Below are 18,239 nucleotides of genomic sequence, written 5' to 3' on the forward strand. Positions count from 1 at the left end.
CGTGCCCGAAGGCGACACCGTGTACCGCTCGGCCAACAGACTGCGCACCGCACTGGAAGGCAAGGAACTCACCGGCTGCGACATCCGTGTTCCGCGTTACGCCACAGTCGATTTCACCGGCCAGACCGTGCACTCGGTGCAGTCGCGAGGTAAGCACCTGCTGATCGGGGTAGACGATCATTGGATCCACAGTCACCTCAAGATGGAAGGAACCTGGCAGGTCTACGAATCGGGCCAGCGGTGGCGTCGTCCGGCGTTTCAAGCTCGGATCATCCTGACCACGGACACGTCGCAGGCCGTCGGCTTCGAGCTGGGTGTGCTCGACATCGTCGAGGACGCGAACGACGCCGTCGGGTACCTCGGCCCGGATCTCCTGGGGCCGGACTGGGACGCGGCACTGGCCGTACGAAATCTGGAATCGGATCCCGAACGCCCCATCGGTCTCGCTCTCCTCGATCAACGCAACCTTGCCGGGCTCGGCAACGTCTACCGCAACGAGATCTGTTTTCTTCGCGGCGTCGATCCGCGCACACCGGTGAAGGACGCAGGGAGCATCGCCAAATTCGTCGACCTCTCCTTCCGCACCATCATGGCGAACAAGGACCGCAACCAGCGAGTCACCACCGGTGACCGCCGAGCGGGGCGCCACTTCTGGGTGTACGGACGAGAGAACAAGCCCTGCAGACGATGCAGCACCACCGTCGAATTCGGGTTGTTGGGAGACAATCCGCTCGAGGAACGCCAGATCTATTCGTGCCCGTATTGCCAGCCTCGTCCCAGCTGATCCACAGGTTCGACTCTCACCATCGAGTCATGATCTTCCTGGCAATTCTCACCCTGACCGTGATGGCGGTGTCCGGTGCCGTGGCATCCCGTGCGCCCCGGAGCCTCGTTCGGACCCCGGAGCGACGGTGAGCGTCACTTCGTCAGTGGCTGTACCGGCTCCAGGATTTCCTGGCGCGCCTCGGGAGCTACGACGCGCAGGGCGTCGGCCGATTCGTCGTCGGGCTGCATCTGAGACTTGACCTCGGCTTCGACGCGAGCGGTGTAGGTCTCCACCTCACGGTCCACGGTTGCGTCGTCCCAACCGAGGATGGGTGCGACGAGTGCCGCGACCTGACCGGCGCAGTTGACGCCGCGGTGCGAGTACTCGATGGCGATGCGCGTTCGCCGAGACAGGATGTCCTCGAGGTGAAGTGCCCCCTCGGCTGCCGCAGCGTACACGGCCTCGACCTGGAGGTAACTGGGCGCGTCGGTGATCGGCTGCAGCAGATCCGGCTTGTCCTTGGCCAGTTCGAGCACCTCGTCGATCAAAGAGCCGTAGCGGTCCAGCAGATGCGTCACCCGGTACGGATGGAGTCCGTACATCTCCGCGAGGTGATGGGTCTGGTTGACGAGCGCGAAGTATCCGTCGGCGCCGACCAGCGGCACCTTCTCGGTGATCGACGACGCGACCCGCGCCGGGATGTCGTCGGCGGCGAGGTCGACGGCATCCTCCGCCATGACGCGATACGTCGTGTACTTTCCGCCCGCGATCGCGACGAGTCCGGGCGCGACGCGCGCGACCGCATGCTCACGGGACAGTTTCGAGGTCTCGTCGCTCTCCCCTGCCAGCAGCGGACGAAGTCCGGCGTAGACACCGTCGATGTCCTCGTGCGTCAACGGAGTGACCAACACCGAGTTGACTTCACCGAGGATGTAGTCGATGTCCGCTTTGGTTGCTGCCGGGTGCGCCAGATCCAGCTTCCAGTCCGTGTCCGTCGTCCCGATGATCCAGTGTGCACCCCACGGAATGATGAACAGCACGGACTTCTCCGTGCGCAGAATGATCGCGGCCTCGCTGACGATGCGGTCGCGCGGAACCACGATGTGCACGCCTTTCGACGCGCGCACGCGGAAGCGTCCTCGCTGCGAGGACAACGCCTGGATCTCGTCGGTCCACACACCGGTGGCGTTGATGACGACGTGGCCACGCACCTCCGTCGTCGCACCGTTCTCCGAATCGCGCACGCGCACACCGGACACTCGGTCGGCTTCACGCAGGAAGCCGACGACCTGGGTGGACGTACGCACGACGGCGCCGTAGTGAGCTGCGGTGCGCGCGACGCTCATGGTGTGGCGTGCGTCGTCGACGACGGTGTCGTAGTAGCGAATCCCACCGATCAAGGACTTGCGCTTCATGCCGGGAGCCATCCGCAACGCACCGGAACGAGTCAGATGCTTCTGCGCCGGAACGGATTTGGCCCCGCCCATGGTGTCGTAGAGGAAGATTCCGGCCGCGATGTACGGGCGTTCCCACACACGATGTGTCAACGGAAAGAGAAATTTCAGCGGCTTCACCAAATGCGGCGCGAGCGTCGACAGCGACAGCTCACGCTCGTGCAGCGCCTCGCGCACCAGGCCGAACTCGAGCTGCTCGAGGTAGCGAAGGCCACCGTGGAACATCTTCGACGATCGACTCGACGTGCCCGACGCGAAGTCGCGTGCCTCGACGAGCGCTACCTTCAGGCCGCGCGTCGCGGCGTCGAGTGCAGCGCCCGCGCCGACGACTCCACCGCCGACCACGACCACGTCGAACTGTTCCGAACCGAGAGCCTGCCACGCGTCTTCACGTGCCTTCGGACCAAGGAAGGTGGTGTTCGATCGGTTGCTCAAGAGCTCGCTCCCCACGTGGATGGTTCGTTTGTCCGTCTGTCGGCGCCGAATCAAGGCTACCGTTCGAGGCGAGTACCCGCCCTGTGCATCGCACCTACGTAAGGAGAGACGTGACCTCCGACACCTTCATCGCTTCGATCGACCAAGGAACGACCTCGAGCCGGTGCATCATCTTCGGCCACGACGGGAAGCCCGTGGGGTCGGCACAGAAGGAGCACGAGCAGATCTTCCCCCGGGCGGGCTGGGTCGAACACGACGCCGAGGAGATCTGGGTCAACGTACGCGAGGTGGTCGGCGCGGCGCTCGGCAACGCCGACGTCAAAGCAGAGAACATCGCCGCGGTCGGCATCACCAATCAGCGTGAGACGACTCTGGTGTGGGACCGCGCGACGGGAAAGCCGGTGTACAACGCGATCGTGTGGCAGGACACTCGAACCGACGAGCTGTGCACCCGGTTGGCCGGTGACGAGGGAACGGACCGATACCAACACATCACCGGACTCCCCCTCTCCACGTACTTCGCCGGGCCGAAGGTTCGGTGGATCCTGGACAACGTCGACGGCGTACGTGAGCGCGCCGAGGCCGGTGAGTTGTGCTTCGGCACGATGGATTCCTGGGTCCTGTGGAACCTGACCGGAGGCACCGACGGCGGAATCCACGTCACCGACGTCACCAACGCCTCACGCACGTTGCTGATGGATCTCGAGACGTTGCAGTGGCGCGAGGACATCTGCGCAGACTTCGACATTCCCGTCTCGATGCTCCCGGAGATCCGCACCTCCTCGGAGATCTACGGCGAGGTACGCCCGAAAGGAGTGCTTGCCGGAGTACCGATCGCCGGCATCCTCGGCGACCAGCAAGCCGCCACGTTCGGCCAGGCGTGCCTCGAGCCCGGTGAAGCGAAGAACACCTACGGAACCGGAAACTTCCTACTGCTCAACACCGGAACCACGCCCGTCCGCAGCGAGCACGGACTTCTCACCACCGTCTGTTACAAGCTGGGAGACAAGGACACCGTCTACGCCTTGGAGGGTTCCGTGGCCGTCACCGGCTCGCTCGTCCAGTGGCTACGTGACAACCTCGGAATCATCAAGAACGCGAAGGACATCGAAGACCTGGCGGGCACCGTCGACGACAACGGCGGCGTCTACTTCGTGCCCGCGTTCTCCGGGCTGTTCGCGCCGCGCTGGCGCCCCGACGCCCGCGGCGTGATCTCGGGACTGACCAGATTCGCCAACAAGGGCCACATCGCACGAGCAGCATTGGAAGCCACAGCGTTTCAGACCAGGGAAGTGATCGACGCGATGCGCGCCGATTCCGACGTGGAACTGACCACGCTCAAGGTCGACGGCGGGATGGTCGTCAACGAACTGCTGATGCAGTTCCAGTCGGACATACTCGGCGTTCCCGTCGTGCGCCCCGTCGTCAACGAAACCACCGCACTGGGTGCGGCATACGCTGCCGGGCTCGCCGTCGACTACTGGAGTGGCGAGGACGACATCCGCGCCAACTGGTCGGACGACAAGACGTGGGAGCCCGACCTCGACCCCACCGTTCGTGACGAGATGTACGCCCGGTGGAATCGAGCGGTCGAGCGCACCTACGACAGCGCGTGAGCCGACGCCAACCTGCGCACGGCCTCGTGTAGAACGTCGGGTTCGGCGCTGGCGAAGCACAACCGCATGGCGCCTTCGTACACCCTGTCGTCCGCGAAGGCTCTACCCGGGACGAACGCGACGCCGTGATCGAGCGCTCGCGGAAGCAGAGCCGTCGCGTCGGTACCGTCGTTCAGCGTCGCCCACACGAACATGCCGCCGTCCGCAGGCGACACCGACATGGCGTCACCGAACGTGGTGGTGAGAGCACGATGCAACGCGGCTGCGCGGCTGCCGTACTCGGCCCTCAACGTGTCCAGGTGCGCGGTCAACCACGGTGAGTCGCTGAGGAGCCGTGCCGCAATCTGCTGCGTCATCGACGATCCGCACAGGTCCGCGCCCTGCTTGAGCAGCTCGACGGCGTCGCACACGGGTTTCGGCGCGACCAACCACCCCACCCGCAGCGCGGGCGCCAGAATTTTCGACGCGCTCGACAGTCTGATGACGCGGTCCGAGTGCGACGCGATCGGTGCCGGAGGCTGTGCGTCGAACCAGATCTCCCCGTATGGGTCGTCCTCGAGAATCCAGAAGCCGTACCGTTCGGCCAGTTCGGCGAGTGCGCGTCGGCGATCGGCCGACATCGTCACTCCCCGCGGGTTGTGGAAGTTGCTGACGGTATGGACGAGGGCCGGCCGAAGCCCTTCTGCCAGCAGCCGTTCCAACGCTGTGACGTCCATGCCCTCGTTGTCGATCGGAACCGCACGGACGTCGGCGCCGGCAATCGAGAAGACCTGCAGGGCACCGGTGTAGGCGGGTTCGTCCACGACGACGACTGCCCCCGGGTCGACCACTGCTTGCGCGACCAGCGTCAAGGCCTGCTGCGAACCGTGCGTCACGACGACCTCGGACGCGTCGATTCTGCGTCCGATCGCGGCCGATTCGCGGGCGGCAACGATGTCTCGGAGCCCGCGAACGCCGGAGGTCTCGCCGTACTGGACCGACGCGGTCTCGGCCAGAACGTCGTGCGCGGCGTCGCGAATCCGTTGCAGCGGAATCAATTCCGTGGCCGGTAGCCCGCCCGCCATGCTGATCACGTCACCTCGCGCGGTGAGCGCGAGAAGATCACGAATGGCGGAACTGTGCACGGTGTCGAGTCGGCGTGCCAGGGTCGGAAAGGTAGAAGTCATGAGATCTCCCCGTGTCGGATGCGTCTGAAAGAACCCGAGGATCGACTGGGGTGTGGAGGAGCCGGATGGTGGTCGGCTCCTCCACTATGTCATGACAAATCAAAATATGAAATGCGGATCTCACATTTCGAGACAGCAGCTAGTCCAGGTCGTCGTGCCGCATGAGCTGACGAGCAGCTTCGGTGATCGATCCGGTCAGCGACGGGTACACCGAGAACGTCGCAGCGAGATCGCCCACGGACAGGTTGTTCTGCACGGCCATCGCGATCGGCAGGATCAGTTCCGATGCCGTCGGGGCGACGACGACGCCGCCGATGACCACACCCGTCGCGGGGCGGCAGAAGATCTTGACGAAACCACGCTTGAGGCCGGACATCTTGGCCCGCGGATTGGTTGCCAGGGGAAGCATGACGGTCCGGGCCGGCACCTCACCCTTGTCGATCGAGGACTGACTGACGCCCACCGACGCGATCTCGGGACGCGTGAACACCGCCGAGGCAACGGTTTTCAGCTTGATCGGCGTGACGCCCTCACCGAGAGCGTGGTACATCGCGATGCGGCCCTGCATCGCCGCGACCGAGGCCAGAGGCAGCAATCCGGTGCAGTCGCCTGCGGCGTAGATACCGGCCACGGACGTACGAGAGACGCGGTCGACGCGCAGGTAACCACCCTTGTCGAGCTCGATCCCCACGTTCCCCAGCCCCAGCCCGGAGGTGTTGGGAACCGAACCGACCGTCATCAGAGCGTGGGATCCCTCGACCGTGCGTCCGTCGGCCAGTTTCACGATGACACCGTTGTCGGTGCGCTCCACCGAATCCGCGCGGGCATGCTTGACGAGGGTGACGCCCCTCTCGTTGAACGCGTCCTCGAGCACCAGCGCTGCATCCTCGTCCTCGTGCGGCAACACACGATCACGGCTGGACACGGCGGTGACCTTCACGCCCATCTCCGTGTACGCCGAGACGAACTCGGCACCGGTCACACCGGAGCCGACGACGATGAGGTGCTCGGGAAGTGCATCGAGATCGTAGAGCTGACGCCAATTGAGAATGCGCTCACCGTCGGGCTCGGCGCCCTTCAGGATGCGCGGGCTCGCCCCCGTCGAGATGAGTACGACGTCGGCGTCGAGGATCCGCTCGGACCCGTCGGCGAGCGTCGCGCGAATCTGATGCGCGGCCATTCCCACCTTCGAGTCGATCAGCTCACCTCGACCCGAGATGAGCTCGACGCCCACCGATCGCACACGGGCGGCGATGTCCGCGGACTGCGCCTGCGCGAGCGACTTCACACGCTCGTGGATCTGCGGCAGAGCGATCGCCGCCTGCGACGGGTCGAGGGCGATGCCGAGATCGCTCGCGCGCCGCATCTCCGTTCTGATGCCGGTCGACGCTATGAAGGTCTTCGACGGCACACAGTCCCACAGAACACACGCACCACCGATCCCGTCGGCGTCGACGAGCGTCACCGTTCCCCCGTGCTGCGCCGCCACCAGTGCTGCCTCGTACCCAGCGGGTCCGCCACCGATGATCACGATCCGCGTCGTCATTGATCCTCTTTCTGAAGATTGGGGGAGCCTCGTTGCTGACATCGAGGCTATTCCAGTGACGCGCGTCATGCAGTGGTAAGGATTACTTCACTTCGCCTCGACCAGCACGAATGCCACGATCCGGGGTCGGCCCGCGACCGACCGCACGCCGACGGTTTAGGCTGGCCGACGTGCCAATCTATGCCGCCTACGGATCGAACATGCATCCGGAGCAGATGTTGCAGCGTTGCCCTCACTCCCCGCTGTCCGGAACAGGATGGTTGCATGGGTGGCGCCTGACGTTCGGTGGCGGCGATATCGGCTGGGAAGGTGCGCTGGCCACCGTTGCACCCGATGCAGACGAGAAGGTCTTCGTCGTGCTCTACGACGTGTCGGACGAGGACGAGCAGAGCCTGGACCGGTGGGAAGGCTCGGAGCTCGGCATCCACCGCAAGGTTCGCTTGCGTGTCGACACCGCGGACGGGCCGGTGCTCGCGTGGCTCTATGTGCTGGACGCCTACGAGGGAGGCCTGCCGTCCGCGCGCTACCTCGGGGTCATGGCCGAGGCAGCGGAGATCGCCGGGGCGCCCGCCGAGTACGTCCGAGACCTCCGCACGCGCAACAGCAGGAACGTCGGACCCGGCACCCCCTAGCTCACGTCAGTGGGGGTCGAGGGCGATACCGGTCAGTACCTTGACGCCCACCGCGAGAGCGCGCTCGTCCAGGTCGAACGTCGGCTGGTGAATGTCGAGCTGGGGTCCGGAGCCGGACCACACTCCCAGCCTGGCCATGGCACCCGGAATATCTTCCAGATACCAGGAGAAATCCTCGCCTCCGCCGGACTGAGGCGTGTCCGCGAGCGCCGTCGGCCCGAGCCTGCGGATGGCGTTCTCGAACGTTCGCGTCACCTCGGGTCCGTTGACCACGGGCGGAACCCCGCGCCGGTAGTTCAGTTCGAATCGGACGCCCGTCGGGGCGAGCAAGCCCGCGACGATTTCCGTCACCAGTGGCTCGAGAAGTGCCCAGGTCTCGTGATCGCCCGTACGGACGGTTCCGGTGAGCATGCCTGTCTGCGGGATCGCGTTCGGTGCCTGACCCGCGACAACTGCGCCCCACACCATCACCGTGCTGGTCCGCGGGTCGATCCGCCTGCTGAGCATGCCGGGCAAGCCGGTGATCACGGTTCCGAGTGCGTGCACCAGATCCGCCGTCAGATGCGGGCGGGACGTATGACCGCCCGGGGAGTCCAGGCGTAGTTCGACGGTGTCGGCCGCGGACGTGATGGCGCCGACGCGCACTCCCACCTTGCCGACCTCGAGCCTCGGGTCGCAGTGCAGTGCGAAGATCTTGGACACACCGTCGAGACCGCCGGCGGCGACCACGTCGAGGGCACCACCGGGCATGACTTCCTCGGCGGGCTGGAAAATGAGCCTGATCCCGAACGGCAGGTCCGGCAGCGACGCCAACGCCAGCGCCGTGCCGAGAAGTACCGTCGTGTGGGCGTCGTGTCCGCAGGCGTGGGACACACCGGGGACCGTCGAGCTGTACGACGCGCCCGTGAATTCCTGCAGCGGCAACGCATCCATGTCCGCGCGCAGCGCGACGCGAGGGCCGCTGGGTCCGATGTCGCACGTCAGTCCCGTTCCGCCCGGCAACAATTTCGGGCTCAGGCCGGCGGCTTCGAGTTTCTGGACGACGAACGCAGTGGTGGCGAACTCCTGGCGAGCGAGCTCGGGGTTGGCGTGAATGTGACGACGCCACTCCGACAGCTCGTCGGTGTGGTCGAGGATCCATTTGTCGACGAGGGCGAACCGATCGTCGGTCGACGCGATCGTCATCTGCTCGCCCGCGCTTCCGCGCCGTCGAGCAGGCGATCGCGCACAGCCGGGTCCTGTGCCGCGCGCACTGCTGTTCGCGCGAGCAACCGCGCTCCGTCGAGCACCGCGGTATCCGCCGACTCGGTGATGCAGGCTGCCGCGAACTCCGGTTGATGCGTCACCGCACCTGCCGAATCCAAGCCTATGACCGGGTGGATCCCCGGCAGAACGTTCGTCACATTTCCCATGTCGGTGCTGCCCAGTGGGCGGAATCCTTCCAGTTCGGGTGCCAATGGTGAACGACCGATCGCTTCGGCCTCGCGCCGGAACTGCGCGACCAGCCACGGGTCGGGGGTCAGTTCCTCGTACGTCGGTGACACGGTGCGGATCTCGTGAGTACAGCCTGTGGCGACAGCCCCCGCTTCGAAGCAGCCGAACGCTTTGCGCGTCAGAGCCGCAAGCGATTCCGACGACGTCGCCCGCAGGTAGTACAGAAGCTCGGCATGGCCGGGAACGATGTTGGGCGCCAGCCCACCGTCGCCGACGATCCCGTGCAGTTGCTGTCCCGGCGACAGGTGTTGGCGCAGAAGACCGACGGCGACCTGCGCGACGGTGACGGCGTCACCGGCGTTGATTCCCCACTCCGGGGCAGCCGACGCGTGTGCCGCGCGCCCGATGTACGTCACCGCGAGGTCCGACAACGCCAACGATGTCGCCCCGACGATGTCGAACGGGCCGGGATGCACCATCAGCGCCGCACCGACACCCTCGAAGACCCCGCGTTCGAGCATCAGCACCTTGCCGCCGCCGCTCTCCTCGGCGGGAGTGCCGAGAAGACGCACGGTGATGCCGAGGCTGTCGGCGAGCGGGGCAAGAGCCACCGCTGCACCCGCGGCGGCTGCGGCGATGATGTTGTGTCCGCACGCATGGCCGATCTCCGGTAGTGCGTCGTACTCCGCGCAGATGCCGATGACCAAATCTCCGCTACCGAACGTCGCCGTGAATGCGGTGGGAAGATCGGCCACACCGCGTTCGATCGCGAAATCGTGGGCGGCGAGTAGGTCGGTCAGTTTGGCGACACTTCGATGCTCCTCGAACGCGAGCTCGGGCTCGGAATGAATCGAGTGCGACAGCGCGAGCAGCTCTGGTGCGGCGCGGTGGACACCGCTGTCGGTCTCATCGATCACCGCACCAGTCTGTCACTACTGGTTTCCGAAGCTGAAGTTGCTCTCACCGGTCGGAATGTTCAACGCTGCGAGGACGTCGGCGTGGATCCCTGCCTTGATCCCCGCCAGGTTCTTCCCCCGCGTGCTCGTCGACGCGGCGGCCCGCTCGACAGCAGCGACCAGCACCTGATCCGCGTCGACGGCGGCGTCGGCGATCCCCGCCGCGACCGCGTCCGCACCTCCGTAGCGGCGTCCTGTCGTCATGGCCTCGACCGCGGTCTGCTTCGGCAACCGGCCGTTGACGAGGGCGGACATGCCCACCGTGAACGGCATGTTCAGGTTCACCTCCGGAAGGCAGTAGAACCCTCGGTCGGCCCGCACGATCCGAAAATCGTGCGCGGTGGCCAACATGGCACCTGCGCCGAACGCATGGCCCTGCACCGAGGCGATCGTCGTCATCGGAAAGGTCAACATCCGTGTGTAGAGCGTGTGGACGCGGTCGAGGTAGGACGTGATCTTGTCGAGGTTGGCGAACAGCCAGTCGGTGTCGAGTCCGTTGGTGAAGAACTTGCCGGTCGCCGTCGTCACCAGCGCCGCCGGGCCTTCCACGGCCTCCACCTCGTCGAGCAGTGCGTGCACACGGTCGATCCAGTCGGGATGGAAGCGGTTCTCGTTGTTCTCGGGACCGTCCTGGTCGCCGAGGAAGAGAATGTGGACGTCACCGTTGCGCTCGAGATATGGCATGCGGCAATCCTACCCATCGGTAACATGCGATGGTCCAAGAACCACGGGACACCCATCTCCTAGGGTGGTCAACCGTGGGAACTTCTGACTCGAACTCCAGCACTGCAGACCCGACGGTCGACCCGGCCGATGCCGCCGCCGGCGCTGCGCAGGCCATCGCCGACGCGACCGGTGTCGCCTCGCACTCGGTCGCGATCGTGCTCGGCTCCGGGTGGCAGGCCGCAGCCGACCGATTCGGCGCACCGACCGCCACGGTGTCGATGAGCGACCTCCCCGGGTTCGCCCCGCCGTCGGCGTCCGGGCACTCGGGCACCATCACATCCGTGAAGGTCGGAGACACCGACACCCTGCTGCTGCAGGGACGCACCCATGCGTACGAGGGCCACGAGCTCCGCCGTGTAGTCCACCCGATTCGCACGGCCATCGCGACGGGTGTCGGCACGGTGGTTCTCACCAACGCCGCGGGCGGAATCCGCGAGGGCATGAGCGTCGGACAGCCCGTGCTGATCTCCGATCACCTGAATCTGACGGCGCGATCCCCACTGATCGGGGCAGAGTTCGTCGACCTCGTCGATGCCTACTCGCCCGAGCTGCGTGCCCTTGCCCAGGACATCGATCCGACCTTGGAGGAGGGTGTCTACGCGGGCCTGCCAGGGCCGCACTACGAGACTCCTGCCGAGATCAGGATGCTGCGAGCGCTCGGTGCGGACCTGGTCGGAATGTCGACGGTGCACGAGACCATCGCCGCACGTGCGCTGGGCGCCCGTGTCCTCGGCGTGTCCCTCGTGACCAACCTTGCAGCCGGAATGACCGGCGAGCACCTCGATCACAAGGAAGTACTGGAAGCCGGGAAGGCGTCGGCGGAGCGGATGGGCGAGCTGCTGCACCGCCTGGTCGGCGCACTGTGACCTCCGACCTTCAGGCGCAGGTCGCGGCGTGGATCGCCGCCGATCCCGACCCTGCCACCCGAGAAGAGCTGGCCGAGCTCCCGGAAAGCGAACTCGCGGAACGATTCTCGGCACCACTGAGTTTCGGCACTGCAGGACTGCGAGGCGCAGTGCGTGCAGGCCCCAACGGCATGAACGTCGCGGTCGTCACCCGCACGTCCGCCGGAATCGCAGCGTGGCTGCACAAGCAGAAGCTCGACGGAAGCACGGTCGTCGTCGGCCGCGATGCGCGACACGGTTCCGATGCCTTCGCAACGGCAGCCGCCGAGGTTTTCGCAGCACAGGGCTTCGACGTCGTCCTGCTCCCCCGACCACTGCCGACACCCGTCCTCGCGTTCGCCGTGCGAGCCCTGAACGCCGAGTTGGGCGTCCAGATCACGGCGTCGCACAATCCCGCCGCGGACAACGGATACAAGGTGTACCTCGGTGGAGGCGCGCAGTTGGTTCCGCCCGCAGACAACGAGATCGAGGCGGAGATCGCCGCAGTCGGTCCCGCCGCCGACGTCCCACGAACCATCGTCTTCTCCGGTGGCTCCGACGTCACCGCACGCTACCTCGACACGATTGCGCCCCTGGCACGTTCGACCGAACGCGGCATCCGCATCGCACTGACGCCGATGCACGGCGTCGGCGGCGAGGTCGCGGTCGCAGCGTTACGCAGCGCCGGATTCCGCGACATCTCATTCGTGACAAGCCAATTCGACCCAGACCCCGAGTTTCCGACGGTGGACTTCCCCAACCCGGAGGAGCCTGGCGCCGCCGACGCCGTGCTCGCGCTGGCCCACGAGATCGAGGCAGATCTGGCGATCGCGTTGGATCCGGACGCGGATCGCTGCGCGATCGGGGTCCCGGGCCTCGACGGGTGGCGCATGCTCAGCGGTGACGAGACCGGTGCACTGCTCGCGGAGCACATTCTGAGCAACGCACCTCCGAACTCGTTGGTGGCCAACACCATCGTCTCCTCGCAGTTGCTGTCGAAACTTGCACCGGCCCGGGGTGCGCGCTACGCACGAACCCTCACCGGATTCAAGTGGCTCGTCCGTGCGGGTGACGGCCTGGTGTACGCCTACGAGGAAGCGATCGGGCACTGCGTCGACCCACAGTCGGTCAACGACAAGGACGGAATCTCCGCTGCCGTGATGCTGGCAGATCTCGTTGCGACGCTGAAGCAGAACGGACGCACGCTCCTGGACGCTCTCGACGATCTCGCCGTCGAGTTCGGAGTGCACGCGGGCGCACAGGTGTCCAAGCGAGTCGAGGACACCGATCGGATCACCCGGATGATGGCGGATCTGAGGCACGCTCCACCGACCGACTTGGGCCCTCGCCCACTCACCGTCACGGATTATCTGCAGAATGCAGGCGCGCTGCGCACCGACGCGGTGGAGCTCGCCGGACAAGGCGTACGCATCATCGTCAGGCCGTCCGGGACGGAGCCCAAAGTGAAGGCGTACCTCGAGGTCGTCGAACCCGTGGACTCCCGCGAGGGACTGGCGGACGCACGAGTCCGGGCGCAGGCGGCGCTCGACGAACTGAGGGCCTTCGCGCAGGACCTGTGACCTAGAACAGTGCGGTCTGGACGGCGGGAAGGTCGGACGTGTAGTCCCCGAACCTGATTCGGCGCCCTTTCAGCGCGTGCAGATCCACCACGTACGACGTCTCGTCGGCGGCGTCTCGTCCCGTGGTCGACGTGGCGATGTCCACGATGGCCGTTTGACCGATGCAGGCATTCACGGTGAATCCGTGCGGGCCGCTCGTGAGGTCGCCGGGGTAGGCGAGCCGGTTGCCGGAGGCAAGGTCGCGGAACCCTGCCACCTCCCAGGATTCGGTGACGACGCGATACCCGGGGTCGTCGGACACCGGAGCGAGGTCCTCGCGCACCGTCGTCGCCAGTGACGCCGTCGCAGCACCCAACCGTGCAGTGTCGACGGGGAGGGCCAGGGCCGCGGCCTTCGCCGACGACCGGACGGCTTGGCGTACCTGGAGTCGCTCGGTGACGCGATCTTCGAGCACCCGTACGATCTTGCCGTCGTCGGCCCGCGCCACGTACTCGGCGCAGACCGCTCCCTGCTCGGCGAGCCTGCCCCATTTCCTGGTATCCGCTGCGGTACCGACCTTGTGCACTCCGCCCGCGAACGTCGCGATGTACAACCAATGCGGTTGCATCACATGAGGTTCGAGATCCTTCGACACGAATCCTCCGCGGTGGACGGTGTGCACGAACCGGAACGGATCCTTCGACTCGCACTCCTCGCACTGACTACCGCTGTCCACGGGACGTTGATCGGGGCACGGTACATATCCGGGCGCCGCCCCGAACGCCACACGCCCGGTGCACCAGCGCTGGGCACCGAGCGCGTGGAACCCGAGATGCCCGCCGCGCAGATCGACCGTTCTCACCTCACGCGACTCGACGTCCAGCACACGCAACCGAGGGTCACCCTCCTGCGCGGGCCAGGTGACCCCGAGGACCAGCGAGACGCTCAGCGTGGACCGAACTGACGGTCACCGGCGTCGCCGAGCCCGGGAACGATGAAGGCATCCTCGTTCAGACCGTCGTCGATGCTCGCGGCGACCAGTCGCACCGGCAGTCCCGACGCCTCCAACGCCGCCACGCCCTCCGGTGCGGCAACGACGCAGATGCACGTCACATCCGCTGCACCCCGCTCGACGAGCAATTCGATCGTGTGAACCATGGACCCGCCGGTCGCCAGCATGGGATCGAGCACGTACACGGGCGTCGTCGACAGGTCGTCGGGCAGCGATTCCATGTACGGCACCGGCTGGTGCGTCTGCTCGTCACGCGCCATCCCGACGAAGCCGACACGCGACTGCGGGATGAGACCGCTCGCTTTCTCGACCATCCCCAGTCCTGCGCGGAGGACGGGAACCAGCAGTGGCGGCTTGCTCAGCCGCGTGCCACTGGTGACGGCGACCGGAGTCTTGACGTCGAACGTCTCGATCGCCGCGTCGCGGGTGGCTTCGTAGACCAACATGTGGGTGAGTTGGCGAAGGGCGGAGCGGAAGGTTGCGTTGTCGCTGCGCTCGTCGCGCATCCTCGTGAGCAGTGCTGCGGCCAGTGGATGTTCGACCACGTGAGTTTCCATGGATCCAAGGATAATTGTGGGAACCGATCGGCCCTCGGTTGCGTCGAAGATAAATGTAGGGATTTCCCTGCGCGGATCGAGCGGCTCGAGCAACCTGGGGGAACCGGTGACGGAGATTTCGGCAGTGGCAGCGGGGATACACGCGTTCTCGTCGACGGCGGGGTCCATGGCGGCCGAGGTCGCCGTCGCGGCCGCCGCCACGGCCGCGACGGGCCCGGCCGTGCTCGCGCCGGTGTTCGGCGCAATCGGGACGGAATTCCTCGCCGCGTTCACCGCGGTGCACACTGCGCACACCGCTGCGGTGTCCCGGCTGGCCGGCACCGTCGCGAGCATCGGGGTTGCTGCGTCCGCGTCGGCCGCCGGGTACGACACCACCGACGCGTCGACGGCTGCGAGCCTGGCGTGATCGATGTGCTGGCGAAACCGATCACGGATCTGCTGGGCGGATTCGGGTCGGGAATCATTCCCGCAGGTGGTCCGGCGGATGTACTGAGATCGTCGTCTCGGGCACTCGACTCCGTGCAGAGCATCGGGCGATCCGCCATCGGAGAACTGGCTGCTACGTGGAGTGGTCCGGCCGCGACGGCGGCGCTGGACCTCGCCGGACAGGCGCAGACGAGCGCGATCGGGTTGTCCGAGCACGGTGACGAGATCGCGGCCGTCGTGGACCGCGCATGCGACAAGGTACAAGCCGGCTTGGCCGAGCTCCACGGCATCCTGCAGTCCTTCGTCGCGGTGGCCACCACTGCCGCACCCGTGCTGTTCACTCCGGCCGGGTCGACAATGCTGATCGGTGCGGCAATCGATCATCTGCAGCGGGCGCTCGCCGTCGTCGCACGTGTGCGAGCCGAGCTCGCCGGCCACGCAGCGGAGATCGGCGCGTACGCGGCGCCACCGCCGGTTCCCGAGCCCGCCGGTGCTGCTCCCACCGCCGCCTCCCCCGCCCCGGCCCCGGTCAGGACCGTGACGGCCGCGGCTCCTGGATCCGATCCGGGAAGCCAGTTCGGTCGGAACTTCCTTCGTACGGTGTCCGCGTCGGCACCCTCGATGCCCGACGCACAGTCCTCGCTCCTCTCACCGTCCTCGGGTCCGGCCGCATCGCCTCCCCCGTCGGGCATGTCGATGTACACCGGAACTCCGGACCGCACGACAGCCGACACCGGCGCGCCCGGCCGCGGCGTTCAGGTCGCTCTGCCCGACGGCAGCGTCGCGACTGCTCCCAACGAGCAAGCCGCGGGTGCAGTCAGAAGCGCTCTGACTCAGCAGGGCACTCCGTACGTCTGGGGAGGCACGTCCCCCGGGCAGGGCCTCGACTGCAGCGGGCTCACCCAGTGGGCGTACGGAGAGCAGGGAGTCGAGATTCCGCGGCTGGCTCAGGAACAGAACGTCGGCACCCAAGTCGGGCAGGACGAGCTGATGCCGGGCGATCTGGCTGTGTGGGACGGCCATGTCGCGATGGTCATCGGGAACGGCCAACTCGTGGAAGCAGGTGACCCGGTACAGGTCGGCGAGATCAGGACGACCAACTCCGGCATGGGCTTCAAGGGCTTCTACAGGCCCACCGAATGACGGACGAGACGACGAGCGAGCCGATGATCGCGCAGGCGGCTACTCGAGACGACTCGGTACGGGTACGTGCATCCGAGTCCGGCTTGCCTGTGTCCATTCACATCGGTTCGGCCGAACTCCGCTACGGGGGTGCAGAATTGGCTGCCACGGTGCTCGATCTCTGCAGGCGCGCAACCGAACGGGCGCGTGCCGAACGGAGAACACTTCTAGAACAATCGGGGATGAGCAGGGACGTCCTGGACATGCTCGGCCTGCCGTCCGCATCCGACGTCGCGGACGCGGAGAACGAACTGATGGACACCGAGCAGCCACCGTCGTCGTGGATGACACCACTGTGACCGATCCAATCGTCATGCTCGTGGCACACGCGGACCGTGCTCTGGACACCATGCACGACGCATCGGAGGCACTGGCATCGCTGCAGGTCACACGTCGCACCGAGGACGGGCACGTGTCGGTCACCGTCGACGGCAGCGGTGCGTTGACCGCGCTGGAGCTGGCACCCGACCTCACGGGAACGTCGGCCCGGGACCTCGGACGAGCAATCGTCGAACTGTCCTCCGACGCGGCGCGGGAAGCTCTCGAACGTCGCGCGGCGATCTTGGACAGGATGCAAAGTTCCCTCTCAGAGACCTGAGATAGGCTTCCGGCCATGGCTGGCGACATCATCCCGATCGAACTTGGTCTCACCCGCGGCGACTTCGTCACCCTGTGGGCTCCGGAGTGGCGAGAGGGCGACGACGAGTGGGAGGCGTTCCTCGGGCACGAGGAAGACCTCTACGGCTTCGAAGCCGTTGCTCACCTCGCCGCATTCATCCGGAACGACAACGACAACGACCTCGTCGACCATCCGTCGTGGACGGTCGTGTCCTCGCTTGCGGCGAACGAGCTCGAGCCCGACGATCTACACCGGTTCGATCTGGTCGGTGTGCCGGAGCTCGTTGCCGAGGAACCCGACTCCGACGTCCTGGCCGAGCTCACTGCCATCTTCGAGATGGTTCAGACCATCGGCGACGTCTGTGAGATCAACTCTGTCGCTTCGTTCTTCGCCGGCAACCCCCACCTGGGTTCGGTAGGTCTCGGCGTCGACGCCTACGTCGGCAAGGACGGCCAGAAGCTGTGGGACCGCATCGGTGCGTCCATCGCCAAGAGCTGGGACGACATCATCGACGCCATCGACTCGGTGGTCACCACACCCGACGTCGACGCCAAGGCCGTGGACGTCGCGGAGGCGGAACTACTGGCCGCCGCGGAGAACATCGTCGACGCCGACGATCTCAGCGAGGACGACCCCGACGAGGACACCGAGGACGGCGAGAGCGACACCGAGGAGGATCCGGATCCCATTGCCGTGCACGCCGCCGAGGACGATTTCTGGGCGGGTGTCGGTATCGACCCGGTACGCATCATCACGTCCGAGGACACCTACTACACCCTGCGGTGCTACATCGACGACGAGCCGATCTTCCTCGGGCGCACCGGGTCCATCACCGTGTTCGGGTCCGAGCGTTCGCTGGCCCGCTACCTCGCCGACGATCACGATCACGATCTCGCCAAGGTCAGCACGTTCGCCGACGTTCAGACGGCCGCGATCGACGGCTCACTGCAGATCGAGGTGACCGACGACAACGTCTACGTCCTCCCCGGCCTGGCCGACGACCTCGCCGAGGGTCCGGATTCGGTGGATACCGACCAGCTGGATCTGGCCGTCGAATTGTTCACCGATGCAGCGGACTTCGCCGACGACGATTCGGTGGAGGAAGCGCTCGCCAGTTCCACGCCTCTGGGGTGGTACGTGTCGTACACCCTCGAGCCGGATCCGAACAGGCTGGCGCCGAGTCCGCCGTTCGCCGTCGAAGCCGAGGCGTGGCGGGCGCTCGAACGCGAATTCGAGGCCCGCCTACGCAAGGAGTGACCTGTGGCCGGC

General features: G+C 66.3%; 19 protein-coding genes. 11 read left to right on the forward strand and 8 right to left on the reverse strand.

Features of this window, described 5'->3' with window-relative positions; all coding sequences use genetic code 11:
• Position 1 precedes the first annotated feature (1 nt).
• Positions 2-784, forward strand: a complete 783-nt coding sequence (locus tag CH292_RS00915) for a DNA-formamidopyrimidine glycosylase family protein (protein ID WP_037142798.1) — start codon at positions 2-4, stop codon at positions 782-784.
• Positions 785-918: 134 nt separating this feature from the next.
• Here CH292_RS00915 and glpD read toward each other — a convergent pair whose 3' ends face one another.
• On the reverse strand, positions 919-2,655 hold the full coding sequence (glpD, locus tag CH292_RS00920) for a glycerol-3-phosphate dehydrogenase (RefSeq protein WP_094653823.1): 1,737 nt from the start codon (positions 2,653-2,655) through the stop codon (positions 919-921).
• 110 nt (positions 2,656-2,765) lie between these two features.
• On the opposite strand from glpD, the gene glpK reads away from it, so the two are divergent.
• Entirely contained in the window at positions 2,766-4,271 is a 1,506-nt protein-coding gene (glpK, locus tag CH292_RS00925) for a glycerol kinase GlpK (protein ID WP_020112167.1), read from the forward strand.
• Here the strand turns inward: glpK and CH292_RS00930 are convergent.
• Together CH292_RS00930 and CH292_RS00935 are read right to left on the reverse strand one after the other, a co-directional pair.
• Complete coding sequence (locus CH292_RS00930; RefSeq protein ID WP_094653804.1) at positions 4,256-5,437, reverse strand: PLP-dependent aminotransferase family protein; 1,182 nt, start codon at positions 5,435-5,437, stop codon at positions 4,256-4,258. The genes glpK and CH292_RS00930 overlap by 16 nt on opposite strands.
• 139 nt (positions 5,438-5,576) lie before the next feature.
• Positions 5,577-6,983: an NAD(P)H-quinone dehydrogenase gene (locus CH292_RS00935; RefSeq protein ID WP_019666193.1), complete on the reverse strand. Its 1,407-nt coding sequence runs from the start codon at positions 6,981-6,983 to the stop codon at positions 5,577-5,579.
• Positions 6,984-7,153: 170 nt separating this feature from the next.
• Between CH292_RS00935 and CH292_RS00940 the strand changes: the two genes are divergently transcribed.
• Positions 7,154-7,615: a gamma-glutamylcyclotransferase gene (locus CH292_RS00940; protein ID WP_026347963.1), complete on the forward strand. Its 462-nt coding sequence runs from the start codon at positions 7,154-7,156 to the stop codon at positions 7,613-7,615.
• A 6-nt stretch (positions 7,616-7,621) separates the two neighbouring features.
• On the opposite strand, the gene CH292_RS00945 is transcribed toward CH292_RS00940, so the two are convergent.
• The 3 genes from CH292_RS00945 to CH292_RS00955 are packed head-to-tail and all read right to left on the reverse strand — an operon-like array spanning position 7,622 to position 10,689.
• The gene (locus tag CH292_RS00945; protein WP_020112170.1) at positions 7,622-8,800 is read right to left on the reverse strand and encodes a M20 family metallopeptidase; all 1,179 of its coding nucleotides are present in this window, start codon (positions 8,798-8,800) and stop codon (positions 7,622-7,624) included.
• Complete coding sequence (locus CH292_RS00950; protein WP_094653805.1) at positions 8,797-9,966, reverse strand: M20 family metallopeptidase; 1,170 nt, start codon at positions 9,964-9,966, stop codon at positions 8,797-8,799. Before CH292_RS00950 ends, CH292_RS00945 begins: the two co-directional genes overlap by 4 nt.
• Positions 9,967-9,981: 15 nt before the next feature.
• Complete coding sequence (locus CH292_RS00955; protein ID WP_094653806.1) at positions 9,982-10,689, reverse strand: enoyl-CoA hydratase-related protein; 708 nt, start codon at positions 10,687-10,689, stop codon at positions 9,982-9,984.
• 74 nt (positions 10,690-10,763) lie between these two features.
• Here CH292_RS00955 and CH292_RS00960 point away from each other — a divergent pair, with 74 nt between their 5' ends.
• Both CH292_RS00960 and CH292_RS00965 read left to right on the forward strand, forming a co-directional pair.
• On the forward strand, positions 10,764-11,597 hold the full coding sequence (locus CH292_RS00960; RefSeq protein WP_094653807.1) for a purine-nucleoside phosphorylase: 834 nt from the start codon (positions 10,764-10,766) through the stop codon (positions 11,595-11,597).
• Positions 11,594-13,195 (forward strand): phospho-sugar mutase, encoded by a 1,602-nt coding sequence (locus CH292_RS00965; RefSeq protein WP_094653808.1) that lies wholly within the window; start codon positions 11,594-11,596, stop codon positions 13,193-13,195. Before CH292_RS00960 ends, CH292_RS00965 begins: the two co-directional genes overlap by 4 nt.
• Position 13,196: 1 nt before the next feature.
• On the opposite strand, the gene CH292_RS00970 is transcribed toward CH292_RS00965, so the two are convergent.
• Entirely contained in the window at positions 13,197-13,802 is a 606-nt protein-coding gene (locus CH292_RS00970; protein WP_256977826.1) for a DUF2797 domain-containing protein, read from the reverse strand.
• A 3-nt stretch (positions 13,803-13,805) separates the two neighbouring features.
• Here CH292_RS00970 and CH292_RS00975 point away from each other — a divergent pair, with 3 nt between their 5' ends.
• A complete protein-coding gene (locus CH292_RS00975) occupies positions 13,806-14,138 on the forward strand; it encodes a hypothetical protein (protein WP_230621115.1) in 333 nt (110 codons plus the stop codon).
• Here the strand turns inward: CH292_RS00975 and upp are convergent.
• Complete coding sequence (gene upp, locus CH292_RS00980; RefSeq protein ID WP_026347964.1) at positions 14,120-14,743, reverse strand: uracil phosphoribosyltransferase; 624 nt, start codon at positions 14,741-14,743, stop codon at positions 14,120-14,122. The genes CH292_RS00975 and upp overlap by 19 nt on opposite strands.
• A 106-nt stretch (positions 14,744-14,849) precedes the next feature.
• On the opposite strand from upp, the gene CH292_RS00985 reads away from it, so the two are divergent.
• From CH292_RS00985 to CH292_RS01005, 5 genes are read left to right on the forward strand one after another with little or no spacing between them, the layout of a single operon-like run.
• Positions 14,850-15,149 carry a type VII secretion target gene (locus CH292_RS00985; RefSeq protein ID WP_026347965.1) on the forward strand — a complete coding sequence of 100 codons (300 nt, stop codon included), beginning with the start codon at positions 14,850-14,852 and terminating at the stop codon, positions 15,147-15,149.
• Positions 15,146-16,312: a C40 family peptidase gene (locus CH292_RS00990; RefSeq protein WP_094653810.1), complete on the forward strand. Its 1,167-nt coding sequence runs from the start codon at positions 15,146-15,148 to the stop codon at positions 16,310-16,312. The genes CH292_RS00985 and CH292_RS00990 overlap by 4 nt, the downstream gene beginning before the upstream one ends.
• A complete protein-coding gene (locus CH292_RS00995) occupies positions 16,309-16,650 on the forward strand; it encodes a hypothetical protein (protein ID WP_094626491.1) in 342 nt (113 codons plus the stop codon). The genes CH292_RS00990 and CH292_RS00995 overlap by 4 nt, the downstream gene beginning before the upstream one ends.
• Entirely contained in the window at positions 16,647-16,949 is a 303-nt protein-coding gene (locus CH292_RS01000) for a YbaB/EbfC family nucleoid-associated protein (RefSeq protein ID WP_230595720.1), read from the forward strand. The genes CH292_RS00995 and CH292_RS01000 overlap by 4 nt, the downstream gene beginning before the upstream one ends.
• A gap of 15 nt (positions 16,950-16,964) precedes the next feature.
• Positions 16,965-18,227 carry a hypothetical protein gene (locus CH292_RS01005; RefSeq protein WP_020112179.1) on the forward strand — a complete coding sequence of 421 codons (1,263 nt, stop codon included), beginning with the start codon at positions 16,965-16,967 and terminating at the stop codon, positions 18,225-18,227.
• Positions 18,228-18,239 lie beyond the last annotated feature (12 nt).

Source organism: Rhodococcus sp. 14-2470-1a, from assembly GCF_002259425.1.
Classification (GTDB): Bacteria; Actinomycetota; Actinomycetes; order Mycobacteriales; family Mycobacteriaceae; genus Rhodococcoides; species Rhodococcoides fascians_E.